We start from the raw sequence: 14,050 nt of genomic DNA, 5'->3' as shown, positions 1-14,050 counted from the left end.
CGGGCCGGGCGCGGGTCAGACCTGGACGCGGCGCTCGATCGCCTCGACGATCTCGTCGATCGCCTGGTCGACCGGGATTCCGTTCCTCTGCTCGCCGTTGCGGAAACGGAAGGAGACCGCTCCGCCCGCGATGTCCTCGTCGCCGGCCAGGAGCATGAACGGCACCTTGGCCTTCTGCGCGTTGCGGATCTTCTTCTGCATGCGGTCGTCGGAGGCGTCCACCTCGATCCGGACGCCCCGCTCGCGGGCCTTCTTGGCCACGTCCTGCAGGTAGGGCGCGTGGGCCTCGGCGATCGGGATGCAGACGGCCTGCACCGGGGCGAGCCACGGCGGGAAGACTCCCGCGTAGTGCTCGACCAGGACGCCGAAGAAGCGCTCGATCGAGCCGAACAGCGCGCGGTGGATCATGACGGGCCGCTGGCGCGAGCCGTCGGCCGACTGGTACTCCAGCTCGAAGCGCTGCGGCAGGTTGAAGTCGAGCTGGATCGTCGACATCTGCCAGGAGCGGCCGATCGCGTCACGCGCCTGCACCGAGATCTTCGGCCCGTAGAAGGCCGCGCCGCCCGGGTCGAGGACGAGCTCCAGGTTCTCGGACTCGGCGACCTCGCGCAGCGTCTGGGTCGCCTCCTCCCAGTCCTCGTCGGTGCCGACGAACTTGACCGGGTCCTTGGTGGACAGCTCCAGGTAGAAGTCGCTCAGGCCGTAGTCGCGCAGCAGGTCGAGCACGAAGCGCAGCAGCGACGCCAGCTCCTCGCGCATCTGCTCGCGGGTGCAGTAGATGTGCGCGTCGTCCTGGGTCAGGCCGCGCACCCGGGTCAGGCCGTGCACGACGCCCGACTTCTCGTAGCGGTAGACCGTGCCGAACTCGAACATCCGCAGCGGCAGCTCCCGGTAGGAGCGCCCGCGCGCCCGGAAGATCAGGTTGTGCATCGGGCAGTTCATGGGCTTGAGGTAGTACTTGGCGCCCTCAAGCTCCATGGGCGGGAACATGCCGTCGGCGTACCAGTCGAGGTGGCCGGAGACCTTGTAGAGGTTGTCCTTGGTGATGTGCGGGGTGTTGACGAAGGAGTAGCCCGCCTCCTCGTGCCTGCGCCGCGAGTAGTCCTCCATGATCTTGCGGATCACGCCGCCCTTGGGGTGGAAGACCGGCAGGCCCGATCCCAGCTCGTCGGGGAACGAGAACAGGTCGAGCTCGGCTCCGAGCTTGCGGTGGTCGCGCTTCTCGGCCTCCTCCAGCAGGTGGAGGTACTCGTCCTGCTTCTCGCGCGACTCCCAGGCGGTGCCGTAGATCCGCTGGAGCTGCGGGTTCTTCTCGCTGCCCCGCCAGTAGGCGCCGCCGGAGCGCATCAGCTTGAAGGCCGGGATGGACCGGGTGGTCGGCACGTGCGGGCCGCGGCACAGGTCCTTCCAGCACAGCTCGCCGGTCTTGGGGTCGAGGTTGTCGTAGATGGTCAGCTCCCCGCCGCCCACCTCGACGCTCTCCTCGTCGGCCGCGCCACCCTTGAGCCCGATCAGCTCCAGCTTGTACGGCTCGGCGGCCAGCTCCTGGCGGGCGGCCTCGTCGGTGACGGGGCGGCGGGCGAACAGCTGCCCCTGCTTGACGATCTCGCGCATGCGCTTCTCGATGCGCTTGAGGTCCTCGGGGGTGAACGGGTTCTTCACGTCGAAGTCGTAGTAGAAGCCGTTCTCGACCGGCGGGCCGATGCCGAGCCTCGCCTCGGGGAAGATCTCCTGGACGGCCTGGGCCATGACGTGCGCGGTGGAGTGGCGGACGATGGCCCGGCCGTCGGCGCTGCCGGCCTCGACCGGCTCGATCACGTCGCCGTCGGCCACGGCCGCGGCGAGGTCCTTCAGCTCGCCGTTGGCGCGGGCGGCGACCACGGAGCGTCCGTCGGCGCCGAGGGCCTCGCCGTACGTCGTGCCCCCCGCCACCACACGCTCGGCTCCGGCGAGGGTGATACGAAGTTCTGGCACGGCAGACACGGTTGCTCCTTCATCGAGTGGTCAGGGAACCGATGCTACCGGTGTCGGCGGCGCGCGATCCCAGTCGCTCCGGCGCGCCGGGCGCATGATCCCTCCCGACGTCCCGGATCCTCCCCCGCGCCGTCCTCCCGGGGAGCCCATCCGCCTCCGCCGCCGGTCTGTCACTACGCTTGGTCCCTGTGAACGCAGCACCTCAGACCTCCGGCGCCCACGGCGTCGGCATCGCGACCATCACCTCCGACGGGACCGTGCTCGACACCTGGTTCCCCTCTCCCCGCCTGGGCGAGCCCTCCGCCGCCGGCACCCGGCGGCTGACCGCCCAGGAGGCCGCGGAGGCCCTCGGCCCCGCCGCGGCCGCGCTGCTCGGCCCCGACGCCGACCGCGGCGTGGAGGTGGTCGCCGTGGAGACCGGGATCGCCAAGCTCTCCGAGCCGCCCGCCGACGCGCACGACGCCTACCTCCGGCTCCACCTGCTCTCCGCCCGCCTCGTCCAGCCGCACGGGCAGAACCTGGACGGCCTGTTCGGCCTGCTCAGCAACGTCGTGTGGACCAACCACGGTCCGTGCCCGGTCGAGGGATTCGAGCAGGCGCGGCTCCGCCTGCGCGCCCGCGGCCAGGTGACCGTCCACGGGATCGACAAGTTCCCCCGGATGGTCGACTACGTGGTGCCGACCGGCGTGCGGATCGCCGACGCCGACCGGGTCCGCCTCGGCGCGCACCTGGCCTCCGGCACGACGGTGATGCACGAGGGCTTCGTCAACTTCAACGCCGGCACGCTCGGCGCCTCCATGGTCGAGGGACGCATCTCGGCGGGCGTCGTCGTGGGCGACGGCTCCGACGTCGGCGGCGGCGCCTCGATCATGGGCACCCTGTCGGGCGGCGGCAGGCAGGTCATCTCCGTGGGGCAGCGCTGCCTGATCGGCGCCAACGGCGGCATCGGCATCTCCCTGGGCGACGACGTCGTGGTGGAGGCAGGCCTCTACGTCACCGCCGGGACCAGGGTCATCCTCCCCGACGGGAAGGTCGTCAAGGCCGCCGCGCTCTCCGGCGCCTCCGGCCTGCTGTTCCGCCGCAACTCCACCACCGGCGCGATCGAGGTCCTCCCCCGCGAGGGCACCGGCGTGGAGCTCAACAGCATCCTGCACGCCAACGACTGACGGCATGGCGGAACAGGAGGCGGTTCCGGGATCCCCGGCGGGCACGCCGGCCGGCTCCGGCACGGGCCTGCCGGCCGACTCCAGCGTGGGCACCCGGGTCGCGCGCTGGGTGACGGGGCTGTTCGCCCCGCAGGCACTGGTCATCGTGCTGCCGCCGCTCATCGGGCTGATGACCGGCGGCTGGCCGGGCGCGGGGTGGGGGTTGGTGGCCTCGGCGCTGTGCGGCGGGGTCCCCGCCGGTGTGATCATGGCCGGGGTCCGTGCCGGGCGGCTCGACTCCCACCATCTGGTGAGGCGGGAGAGCCGGACCAGGCCGCTGCTGGTCGCGATGGTCGCGGTGATCGCGGCGCTGGTGCTGCTGGCAGTCCTGGACGCGCCCCGGCTCCTGGTGGCCACGGTGACCGCCATGCTGGCCGCGCTCGCCCTGACGGTCCCGATCACCCTGCGCTGGAAGATCTCCTTCCACGCGGCCGTGTCGGCGGGCACCGTGGTGCTCCTGGCCCACGTGCTGCCCGCCGTACCGACCCTGGCGGCGGGCGCGCCGGTCGTGGCGCTGATCTGCTGGGCGCGGGTACGGCTCGGGCACCACACCCGGGCCCAGGTCGCGGCCGGGGCGGTCAGCGGCGCGGGCTCGGCCTGGGCGACGCTGGCGGCGTTCGGCATCTGAGGTCCGTCCGGCGGCTGCTGCTGAAGCGGCCGGGCTCCCGCCGTACGGCCGGGGCGCCGGTTCCTGCATCCTGCCCCGGCTCCGCGGACGGCGGGCTCAGCCCTTGAGGTAGGCCAGGACGGCCAGGACCCTCCGGTGGTCGTCCGGAGCCGGGGGCAGGTCGAGCTTGGCGAGGATGGCGGCGATGTGCTTGGCGACGGCGGCCTCGGTCACCACGAGGGCCCGGGCCACGGCGGCGTTCGAGCGGCCCTCCGCGACCAGCGCGAGGACCTCGCGCTCCCGGGGGGTCAGGCGCTGCAGCGGGTCACGCCGCCGGGCGAGAAGCTGCCTGACCACTTCGGGGTCGATGACCGTGCCTCCGGCGGCGACCCGCTCCAGCGCGTCGGCGAACTCCGCCACGTGGCCGATCCGGTCCTTGAGCAGGTAGCCGACGCCCGGTCCCATGATCTCCTCGACGTAGGCCTGCTGGACGTACTGGCTGAGGATCAGCACGGGGAGCCCGGGGCGCGCCCGGCGCAGCGTGAGCGCGGCGCGCAGCCCCTCGTCGGTGAAGCCGGGAGGCATCCGCACGTCGGTCACCACGACGTCCGGCCCGTGCTCCTCGACGGCGGCCACGAGCGCGGGGGCGTCTCCCACGGCGGCGGCCACGGTGTGGCCGAACCGCTCCAGCAGGCCGGCCAGCCCTTCCCGGAGCAGCACGGAATCCTCCGCCAGAACCACCCGCACGGCGCACCTCTCCCGATCACGACCACCGGACGGACTCCTCCGCCGCTCCGGCCCGGCCCGGACACCGACCATGATCCCGCTCCCGGCGCCGATCCCGGCACCGGCCCCGGTCCGGGGGTCCTACCCGCACGGGATCTCCACCCGCAGCAGGGTGGGCCCTCCGGCCGGACTGGACACCGACATCCTGCCGTCCACCACCGCGACCCGGTCGGCCAGGCCCGCCAGCCCGGTGCCCCCGGCCGGGTCGGCCCCGCCGATCCCGTCGTCGCGGATCTCCATCAGGAGCGTCTCGCCGACCAGGCGGCCCCGGATCCGGCAGCGGTTCGCCCGGCTGTGCCGGGCCACGTTGGCGAGCGCCTCGGCGATCACGAAGTAGGCCGCGGCCTCGACCGGGGCGGGCAGCCGGCCGGGCAGTGCGATGTCGACCTCCGCCGGGACGGGTGAGCGCCCGGCCACGTCCAGGGCCGCGTCGGGCAGGCCGTGGTCGGTGAGGACCTTCGGGTGCACGCCCCGGATCAGCTCGCGCAGCTCGGCCAGGGCGAGCAGGGCCTGCTCGTGCGCCTCCGCGACCCGCGCGGCCGCCGGGGACCCGGGCTCCAGGTCGAGCCCGGCCATGCCCAGCGTCAGCGTGAGCGCGACCAGCCGCTGCTGCGCGCCGTCGTGCAGGTCCCGCTCGATCCGGCGGCGCTCCAGCTCGAAGGCGTCCACCAGGCGTGCCCTGGACCGGACGACCTCGATCAGCTCGGCGTCGCGGGGGGCGAGGACCGCGCGTGCCATCACGGCCCGGCCCCCGGCCCACGCGGTGATCGGGTAGGCGGCCACGGGCAGGGCTGCGAACCCGGCCACGGCCAGGACGGCGCCGAGCACGGGCGACGCGTCCGGCTGGAACGGCGCGGACATCAGGATGGCCGGGACCCCGCCGGCGAGGGCGATCACCGACAGGTCGATCCACCACAGCGCCATCAGCGAGACCAGCGCGTAGCCGAAGTCCCGCCAGGTGGCCGGCGAGCGCAGCCGCGCGCGGACCCGCGCGCGCAGGCCGGGGGGACGGGGCCCGGCGTGCGGGTCGGGAAGCGGATCGAGGTCCACCAGCCGCAGCCGCAGCCGCTCGAACCTCGCCACCGGGATCCCGGCGCCGGCGACGACGAGGACGGCCAGCACCGCCGCGGGCAGGATGCCGTACACATAGGCCAGGAAGGGCAGGTACACCGGGAGGAGGCCGATCGGCGCGCTGCTCAGCAGGTAGGCGAGCGACCGCCACGGCCACGGTGACCAGAGCAGCCCCGCCGGGTTGCGGACGAGGGCCTGGAGCGCGGTCCGGGCGGGAGCGGTGGGCACGGTTCCGACGCTATCCGGCTCACGGGCCCCCGGCGGTAGTGCCAGCTGTAGTCCTGGCCCTCGCCTCCCGTGGAGCCGCGGTCCTCGTGCCACCGCCAATGCGCCGGAAGCCGGTCCGGCGTTGGCTTGACCCCATGACGACTCCCGTTTCCGCCCCCCTCCCCCCACCGCCCCGCCCAGCGGCGGAGGCGGTCCAGCTGTGGTCGGTGAGCAAGGTGTACGGCTCCGCGGCCGGCGGGGTGACCGCGCTGGACGACATGACGGTCTCCTTTCCCGAAGGCACCTTCACCGCCGTGATGGGTCCTTCGGGCTCCGGCAAGTCCACCCTGCTGCACTGCGCCGCCGGGCTGGACCGGCCGACCGCCGGCAAGGTGACCATCGACGGGACGGACCTCGGACCGCTGGACGAGACCGCGCTGACCCTGCTGCGCAGGGAGCGCGTCGGATTCGTCTTCCAGTCCTTCAACCTGGTCTCCGCCCTCACCGCCGAGCAGAACGTGGCCCTGCCGCTCCGGCTCGCCGGGACCCGGCCCCGGGCGGCGCAGGTGCGCGCCGCGCTGGCCGAGGTGGGACTGGCCGGGCGGGCCGGGCACCGGCCGGGCGAGCTGTCCGGCGGGGAGCGGCAGCGGGTGGCGATCGCCCGGGCGCTGGTCACCGGGCCCGCGGTGCTCTTCGCCGACGAACCCACCGGCGCGCTCGACCTGGCGACCTCCCGGGACGTCCTGCGGCTGCTGCGCGGCCTCACCGACGACCGGGGGCAGACGGTGATCATGGTCACCCACGACCCGGTCGCGGCGGCCCATGCCGACCGGGTGCTGCTGCTGGCCGACGGCCGGGTGGTGGACGAGTTCGCCGCCGGCGGAGACCGCGGCGGCGGAGCCGGCCCGGCGCCGACCGGGCTGAGCCCGGAGCTGATCGCGGCTCGGATGGCCGCACTGGAGGCGTCGTGCTGAGGACGGGTCTGGCGATGGCGCGGGGCCGGTGGAGCGGCTTCGCCGGGGCGTTCACCGCCCTCTGCCTGGGCGTGGCGCTCATGTCGATGACGGCCCTGGTCCACGCGTCGGCCTCGCCCCGCGTCCCGGACCGGTACGCGGGCACCGGCGTGCTGGTCCGCACCCCGGTCGCCGAGCAGGGCGAGGGCTTCTTCCTGGAGGACCGACCCTGGTCCCCGGAGGCCGTGACGGCCCTCACCGCCCGGCTGCGCGGCATCCCCGGGGTGACGGCGGCGGTCGCCGACCGGTCGTTCTACGCCCAGGCGGTCGTGGCCGGCCGGCCGGTCCCCGGGGACCTGCGGGGTCACGGCTGGTCGAGCGTGGCGCTGGCGCCGTACGGGCCGGTGGAGGGCAGGCCGCCCGCGCGGGACGGCGAGGTGGTGCTGGACCGGGCGCTGGGGATCTCCCCCGGCTCCCCGGTCACCCTGCTCACCGCCGCCGGGCCGGAGCCGTACACCGTGACCGGCACCCTCGCCGCGCCGGGCTTCCACGTGACCGACGCGGCGGCGGCCCGGTTCTCCGGCGGGGTCCGGGTGATCGGGCTGGTGACCGGAGCCGGGGCGGACCTCGCCCGGGTCGAGGGCATGGCCCGCGAGATCGTCGGCGACGGGGGCGAAGTGCTCGCCGGTGACGCGCGGGCGGCGCTGGAGCCGCGCGCCGACGAGCGCGTCCGGTGGATCGGCACGCAGGTCCTGACGGGCATGGCGGCCGTCTCCGGGTTCGTCTCGGTGTTCGTGGTGGCCTCCACGTTCGCGTTCGGCGTGGTCCAGCGGCGGCGGGAGTTCGGGCTGCTGCGGCTGGTGGGCGCCACGCCGCGGCAGGTGCGGCGGATGGTGTACGGCGAGGCGCTCGCGGTCGGCGCCGCCGCGGCCGCGGCCGGGGCCGCGCTCGGGATCGTGCTGGCCCCCGTGTTCGGCGGCCTGCTGGTCGAGGCGGGCTTCGAGCCGCCGGGCTTCTCCGTGCGGATCGAGGCCTGGCCGCCGGTCGCCGCGTTCGGGACCGGGCTGGGCGTCGCGCTGCTCGCCGTCTGGTCGGCCTCACGCCGGGCCGGGCGGGTACGCCCGCTGGAGGCGCTGCGCGAGGCCGAGGCGGACCGGCGGCCGATGACCCGTGCGCGGTGGATCTCCGGGGCGGCGTTCACCCTGCTCGGGACCGGATGCGCCGCGGCCACGGCCGGGGCCGGAGCCGACGCGATCGTGAACTACTCCCTGTACGCCGCGATGGCGCTGATCCTGGGCCTGACCCTGCTCGCCCCGGCGATCGTCCCGCCCGTCGTGCGGGTGCTCTCCCGGCCGCTCCTCCGGACCCGGGGCGCCACCGGGATGCTGGTGCGCGAGGAGATGCTGGCGGCGGTGCGACGGACCTCGTCCACGGCCGCGCCGGTGCTGGTCACCGTGGGTTTCGCGGTGCTGGTCACCGGCATGACGCAGACGACGGCGGGGGCGTTCGCACTGGGCCGCACCACGGCGGTGGGGGCGGAGGCGGTGGTGGTGCCCGACGGCACGCCCGGGCTGTCGGACGCCGCCGTCACCGCGGCGGGCGGGGTCTCGCTGCTGCCGACCACGGTGTACGGCGAGGGCGGGCCGCCCCTGGAGGCGGCCGGGATCACCCCCGAGGCACTGGCCCGCTCGGCGGGCCGGCTGAAGGTCCTCGAAGGCTCTCTGGCCGCGGGGCGGGACGGCGGGAACGGCCGGGATCCGGCCGGGAACGCGGACAGGACCGGTCGCGATCGTGAAAGCACCGCCCGTGGCGGCGGTGACAGCGGTGCTGGCGGGAGTGGTGACGGCGGGGTGGTCGTGGCCCGGTGGCTGGCGGACGAGCGCGGCTGGCGGGCCGGCCGCACGGTCTCCCTGGCCTTCGAGGACGGCCGCACCGAGACGCTGGCCGTGGCGGCCGTCGTCGCCGACTCCCCGGCCCCCCTCCTCCTTCCCCGGGGCACCGTACGGGCCCACGACCCCTCGGCCCTGACCCGGGAGGTCCTCCTCGACGGCCCGGTCCGGGGCGAGGTCCCCGGAGGCCGGGTGCTCGGCGCGGAGGCCTACGCCAGGAACGCGGGCGACGAGGAGGACCGGCTCGTCTGGGTCTTCACGCTGATCCTGGTCGGCATGGCGGTGGGCTACACCGGCCTGGCGGTCGCCAACACGATGGTGATGGCCACCGCGGGACGGGCCGCCGACTTCCGGGTGCTGCGGCTGTCTGGGGCCACGTCACGGCAGGTGATCGGGATGGTCTCCGCCGAGTCGGCCGCCGTGACCGGGCTGGGCACCGCGCTCGGCATGGCGGTCGCCTTCCCCGCGCTGCTGGGCATGCGGTCCGGGCTGAGCGAGCAGATCGGCGCCGCTGCGGCGCTGGTCGTCCCGTGGCCGGTCGTGCTCGTCGTGGTCGGCGGGTGCCTGGCGCTGGCCGTGGGCGCGGCGGTGCTCCCGGCCCTGGCCGCCGTGCGGCGGGCCCGCTGACCGCCGCCGTCCGGCGGGCCCCTGGCATCGGGGGCCGGCCGGCGGCCCGGTACCGGTCAGACCGGGACTTCGGCCTCCTGGGCCGCGCGCCGCCGCAGGAGCACTCCGGCGGCGGCCGCGGTGAAGAACATCAGCACGCCGTACACGGCCGCCGGGACGGCGGTCTCGGCACTGCCCAGCAGGCTGATGGCCACGGTGATGGCCAGGGTGCTGTTGTGGATGCCGATCTCCATGCAGGAGGCGACGGCCTGGCGGGGGCCCACCCCGGCCAGGCGCGGCACCCAGTAGCCGACGGTGAGGCTGAGCACGCTGAACACCAGGGTGATCAGGCCGACCGAGGCGATGTACCCGCCGAGGTCGGCGGCCTCCTTGACGATCGCCCCGACGATCACGGCCAGCAGGATCACCGCGGACAGGATCTTGACGGGCTTCTCCGCCCGGGCGGCGAAGGCGGTGAACCTCGCCCTGGCCGCCATCCCGATCGCGACGGGGATCAGGACGATCAGGAAGACCTGCGCGGTCTTGTCGAACTGCAGGCCGACCTGGCCGCTCCCGCCCTGGAAGCGGGAGATGGCCAGGTTGGTGACCAGCGGCAGCGTGAAGACGGCGAGGACCGAGTTGATCGCGGTCAGGGTCACGTTGAGCGCGACGTCGCCGCCGAACAGGTGGCTGTAGAGGTTGGCGCTCGTGCCGCCGGGCGAGGCCGCCAGCAGCATCATGCCGACGGCGAGGCCGGGCGCCAGGCCGAAGGCGAGCACGAGCCCGAAGCAGACCAGCGGCAGCACGACGATCTGGCAGAGGAGGGCGAGGAAGGCGGCCTTCGGGTAGACGACGACGCGGCGGAAGTCCGCGACGGTGAGTCCCAGACCGAGTCCGAACATGATGACGGCGAGGGCGGCGGGCAGAAAGACACTGGTCAGAACAGAGTCCACGAACGATCCTTACCGCTGGGGGGTGACCGACAGAATCTCCGTCCGGAGTCCGCCTGTCCATAGCCCACCGCCGCTCTGTTGCCGATCCGATGCAGTCGGCTTCCGGTTCCCCGGGGATGCCGGAGCGGTTCCGTCGCTCCTCCCCCCTCCCCTTCCCTCTTCCCCCCTTCCCCGGCCCCGGCCCCCGGCCCCCGGTCGCAGGTGGCCGCCATCCCCATGATCTGGTCAGCTGCGGACGCTGCCTGCTCCAAGTCCGGCGTGCCTCCCCGTGTCCGCCCGGTCTGTACCGAGGATCGGAGGCAACGGCGAGGAAGGGGAAGGTACGTCCGCGATGACTGACGGGGCCGCCATCGCGGATGGAGCCGGGAACGACGGTGTACTGCCCGACGACGCGCTGCTGCGGGCGGTCTTCACCGACCTGGGCGCGGGCCTGTACCTCACCGACCGCGCGGGAGTCGTCACCGCGGTCAACGCCCAGGCCGTCACGCTGCTGGGCCGGCCGGCGGCGGGGCTGCTGGGAGCCGACGCCCACGACCTGCTGCACCGGGACGCCGGCGGCGGGACGATCCCCCGTCCGGGGTGCGAACTGCTGGCCGTACTGGAGCACGGCCACGCCGCCCGCGGCGAGTCCGCCATGTTCCTCGACGGCAGCGGCCGCCTGCTGCCGGTCGCCTGGTCGGCCTCGCCGATCCGCCAGGAAGGGCAGATCCGCGGTACGGCGGTGCTGTTCATCGACGCCACGCAGCGCCTGGCGGCCGCCAGGCGCCAGGCCGACCAGCTGACCGCGCTGGAGGCCCTCACCGGGCGGTTGACGGCCATCACGGAGATCACGACCGTGCTCACCCAGACGCTGGACGTGGATGAGGCACTGGCCCGGCTGGGCCGGCTCATCGTGCCCCGGCTGGCCGACTGGGCGGCCGTCGATCTGTACACCGGCCCGCAGGACGTGCGCCGGATCACGGTGGCCCCTCCCTCCGACCACCGGAGCGACCTGGTCTGGCAGGGTCCGCTACCGCCGGTCACCGAGGCGTCCCGCGCGCCCCTGGCCCGCGTGCTGCGCGGCGGCGAGGCCCTGCTGCTCGGCCCCGACGAACTGGCCGCCCCGGCCGACGCGCCGCTGGCCGCCGCCCACGGTGAGCTGTTCGCCGCCTTCGGCGCCGCCTCGGCGATCGTCGCGCCGCTGCGCACCGCCCGCCAGGTGCTGGGCGCCCTGACCGTGGCCCGCGCCGACCCGGCCCGGCCCTTCGACGCCGCCGACCTGACCTTGATCGCCGACATCGGACGGCGCGCCGGGCTGGCCGTCGACAACGCCCGCCTGTTCGGCCAGCAGCGCGACGTGGCCCGGACCATGCAGCGCCACCTGCTGGCCCCGCTGCCGCAGGTGAACCACCTGCGCATGAGCGCCCGCTACCAACCGGCCCCGGAGGGCTCCCAGGTCGGCGGCGACTGGTACGACGCCTTCCTGCTGCCCGACGGCGTCACCGCGCTGGTCATCGGCGACGTGGCCGGGCACGATCTCAAGGCGGCGGCCGACATGGCCCAGCTGCGCAACATGACGCGTTCCTTGATGTGGGACCGCCGGGAACCTCCGAGTCTCGTCGTCGACCGCCTGGACAAGGCGATGTCCGCGATCACCGACATCCCGATGGCCACCATGATCCTGGCCCGCGTCGAGGGTCCCGAAGGCGGCCCGTGGCAGCTGCACTGGACCAGCGCCGGGCATCCGCCACCGCTGCTGATCACCGAGGACGGTCACGCCCGTTACCTGGAGGCGAGCCAGAATCTGCTGATGGGGGCCCGCCTGCAGGAGGAACCCCGCCACGACGCCGTCGAGCCGCTGCCCGCCCGCAGCACCCTGCTGCTGTACACCGACGGCCTGATCGAAGCCCCCGGTGCGGATCTGGAGGCCGGCATGAACCGGCTGCGCCGCCACGCGGCCGCCCTGGCCCGCCACCCGGTGGACGAGGTCTGCGACCAGATCGTGGAACGCATGCCGACCGGCGGCACCGACGACATCGCCCTGCTCGCCCTGCGCCTGCCCGGCCCCGGTGAAGGCGCGTGACCCGCCGGGCGCACCGTCGCGACGGGGGCGGGCGAGCCGGGGAGGCAGCGCCGCGTCGACGACGCCGTCCCACTGCTCCGTCATCGTGCCGGCCTTCGGTCCGGTCCGTGCGGAGCGCCGTCAGGCCGCCGACCAGCCGCCGTCCACCGGGACGATGGCGCCGTTGACGAAGGAGGCGGCGTCGGAGGCGAGGAAGAGGGCGGCGTCGGCCATCTGCTCCGGCTGGGCCAGTCGCTCCCCGAGCGCGATGACCGGGGCGAGCCGGGCGCTGCCGACCGGGTCGAAGGAGGCGGCGGACTCGACGATGCCCGTCAGGGTGGGGCCGGGCAGGATGGCGTTGCAGCGGATGCCGTCCTTGGCGTAGGCCCAGGCGACGCTCTTGGTCAGGCCGACGACGCCGTGCTTGGAGGCGGTGTAGGCGGCCCCGGCCGCGCCGCCGCGGATGCCGGCCTCGGAGGCGGTGTTGACGATCGCGCCGCCGCCCTGGCGCAGCATGTGCGGCAGCACGGCGTGGGTGACCAGGAAGGTGCCGGTCAGGTTGACCCGCAGTACCCGCTCCCACTGCTGGACCGTGATGTCGGCGGGCAGCGCCATGGTGTCCATGATCCCGGCGTTGTTGCACAGCACGTCGATGCGGCCGTACGCGCCGATCGCCGTCTCGGTCATCGCGGCCACCGAGGCCTCGTCGGAGATGTCGGCGGCCACGGCGACGGCGGCCTCGCCGATGTCGGCGGCGGTGCGCTCGGCGCCTGCGGGGTCGATGTCGCACGCCACCACGCGGGCGCCCGCCTTGGCGAACGCGATGGCCATCGCCCGGCCGATCCCGGAACCCGCTCCGGTGATCAACACGATGCGGTGGTCGAAGGTGGAGCTGGTCATGTGTGCGTTCCTTCCGATCGGAACGGATGCCGGGTGGTCGGGCGACGTCGGCGGCATTCCAATAACCGGACAATTACGTCCGGTCATGAGAGCGGGCTCCGCCCCTGGCGGAGGAAGGACCGCGACCCTAACCGGACAATGTCGTCCGGTTGCTACCGTAGCCGCTATGCCAGATCCCCGTCGAGATGCACGCCGCGATGTCCGCCGTGCCAACAGGGGCCCGAGCGCGGCGGCGGAGAACCGGGCTGCGCTGATAGCGGCGGCTCGCGAGGTCTTCGCCAGCGACGGATACGAGGCGCCGCTCACCTCGATCACCCGCGCGGCCCGGGTCGGCCAGGGCAGTCTCTACCGCCACTTCCCCGACCGCGTCAGCCTCGCGCTGGCCGTGTTCGAAGACGGCGTCAAGGAACTTGAGTCCCTGGCGGCCGAGCCCGGCACCACCCTCGACGACATGCTGGCGCTGATGACCGAGCAGATGATCGCCTCGACGGCGTTCGTCGACATGGTGAGCGCGTTCCCGGCCGACCCGCGCATCCTGCGCGTCGGCGACCGCGTGACCGAGCTGCTGGACGGCCTGCTCGCCCAGGCCCGGCAGGCCGGCCGCATCCGTGCGGACGTCACCGCCGGGGACCTGATGCTGGCCATCGGCATGGTCGCCGGAATCCTGGCCAAGAAACCGGCCGCCGCCCGGCGCGAGACCGCCGGACTGGCGTGGAGGCTGCTCCGCGCCGGCATCGGCGCCTGACCGTCCCACGCCGGCATCGGCGCCTGGTCATCCCGTGTCGCGGACGGTTCGCGGCCCGGAGGCGGGACACCGGGCCGGAACGGGTACGTCACCGGACGGGACGCGACGCCGGC

11 protein-coding genes are annotated in these 14,050 nt (G+C 74.3%); 6 read left to right on the top strand and 5 right to left on the bottom strand.

Going from position 1 to position 14,050, the window contains the following annotated elements:
* Window positions 1-15: 15 nt before the first annotated feature.
* Window positions 16-1,983 carry a threonine--tRNA ligase gene (thrS, locus tag FHS22_RS28755; protein WP_184946740.1) on the bottom strand — a complete coding sequence of 656 codons (1,968 nt, stop codon included), beginning with the start codon at window positions 1,981-1,983 and terminating at the stop codon, window positions 16-18.
* A 179-nt stretch (window positions 1,984-2,162) separates the two neighbouring features.
* On the opposite strand from thrS, the gene dapD reads away from it, so the two are divergent.
* Window positions 2,163-3,140 carry a 2,3,4,5-tetrahydropyridine-2,6-dicarboxylate N-succinyltransferase gene (dapD, locus tag FHS22_RS28750; protein WP_184946738.1) on the top strand — a complete coding sequence of 326 codons (978 nt, stop codon included), beginning with the start codon at window positions 2,163-2,165 and terminating at the stop codon, window positions 3,138-3,140.
* Between the two features lie 4 nt (window positions 3,141-3,144).
* The gene (locus FHS22_RS28745; protein WP_260408388.1) at window positions 3,145-3,807 is read left to right on the top strand and encodes a hypothetical protein; all 663 of its coding nucleotides are present in this window, start codon (window positions 3,145-3,147) and stop codon (window positions 3,805-3,807) included.
* Between the two features lie 96 nt (window positions 3,808-3,903).
* Here the strand turns inward: FHS22_RS28745 and FHS22_RS28740 are convergent, their stop codons facing one another.
* Together FHS22_RS28740 and FHS22_RS28735 are read right to left on the bottom strand one after the other, a co-directional pair.
* Window positions 3,904-4,533: a response regulator transcription factor gene (locus FHS22_RS28740; protein WP_338048001.1), complete on the bottom strand. Its 630-nt coding sequence runs from the start codon at window positions 4,531-4,533 to the stop codon at window positions 3,904-3,906.
* 120 nt (window positions 4,534-4,653) lie between these two features.
* Window positions 4,654-5,871 carry a sensor histidine kinase gene (locus FHS22_RS28735; protein ID WP_184946734.1) on the bottom strand — a complete coding sequence of 406 codons (1,218 nt, stop codon included), beginning with the start codon at window positions 5,869-5,871 and terminating at the stop codon, window positions 4,654-4,656.
* A 134-nt stretch (window positions 5,872-6,005) separates the two neighbouring features.
* Between FHS22_RS28735 and FHS22_RS28730 the strand changes: the two genes are divergently transcribed.
* Complete coding sequence (locus FHS22_RS28730; RefSeq protein WP_184946732.1) at window positions 6,006-6,824, top strand: ABC transporter ATP-binding protein; 819 nt, start codon at window positions 6,006-6,008, stop codon at window positions 6,822-6,824.
* Entirely contained in the window at window positions 6,818-9,319 is a 2,502-nt protein-coding gene (locus FHS22_RS28725; protein ID WP_221474235.1) for an ABC transporter permease, read from the top strand. Before FHS22_RS28730 ends, FHS22_RS28725 begins: the two co-directional genes overlap by 7 nt.
* Before the next feature lie 56 nt (window positions 9,320-9,375).
* On the opposite strand, the gene FHS22_RS28720 is transcribed toward FHS22_RS28725, so the two are convergent.
* Entirely contained in the window at window positions 9,376-10,251 is an 876-nt protein-coding gene (locus FHS22_RS28720; RefSeq protein WP_184946730.1) for a bile acid:sodium symporter family protein, read from the bottom strand.
* Between the two features lie 331 nt (window positions 10,252-10,582).
* Here FHS22_RS28720 and FHS22_RS28715 point away from each other — a divergent pair, with 331 nt between their 5' ends.
* Window positions 10,583-12,313 carry a SpoIIE family protein phosphatase gene (locus FHS22_RS28715; RefSeq protein WP_184946728.1) on the top strand — a complete coding sequence of 577 codons (1,731 nt, stop codon included), beginning with the start codon at window positions 10,583-10,585 and terminating at the stop codon, window positions 12,311-12,313.
* 120 nt (window positions 12,314-12,433) lie between these two features.
* Here FHS22_RS28715 and FHS22_RS28710 read toward each other — a convergent pair whose 3' ends face one another.
* Window positions 12,434-13,192, bottom strand: coding sequence for an SDR family NAD(P)-dependent oxidoreductase (locus FHS22_RS28710; protein WP_184946726.1), 759 nt, complete (start codon window positions 13,190-13,192; stop codon window positions 12,434-12,436).
* A 166-nt stretch (window positions 13,193-13,358) separates the two neighbouring features.
* Between FHS22_RS28710 and FHS22_RS28705 the strand changes: the two genes are divergently transcribed.
* Complete coding sequence (locus tag FHS22_RS28705; protein WP_184946724.1) at window positions 13,359-13,937, top strand: TetR/AcrR family transcriptional regulator; 579 nt, start codon at window positions 13,359-13,361, stop codon at window positions 13,935-13,937.
* Window positions 13,938-14,050: the final 113 nt, after the last annotated feature.

Origin of the sequence: Thiemannella venezuelensis (assembly GCF_014203605.1) — a bacterium.
Lineage (GTDB): Bacteria > Actinomycetota > Actinomycetes > Streptosporangiales > Streptosporangiaceae > Planomonospora_A > Planomonospora_A venezuelensis.
This window is presented reverse-complemented; position numbering and strand designations above follow the sequence as displayed.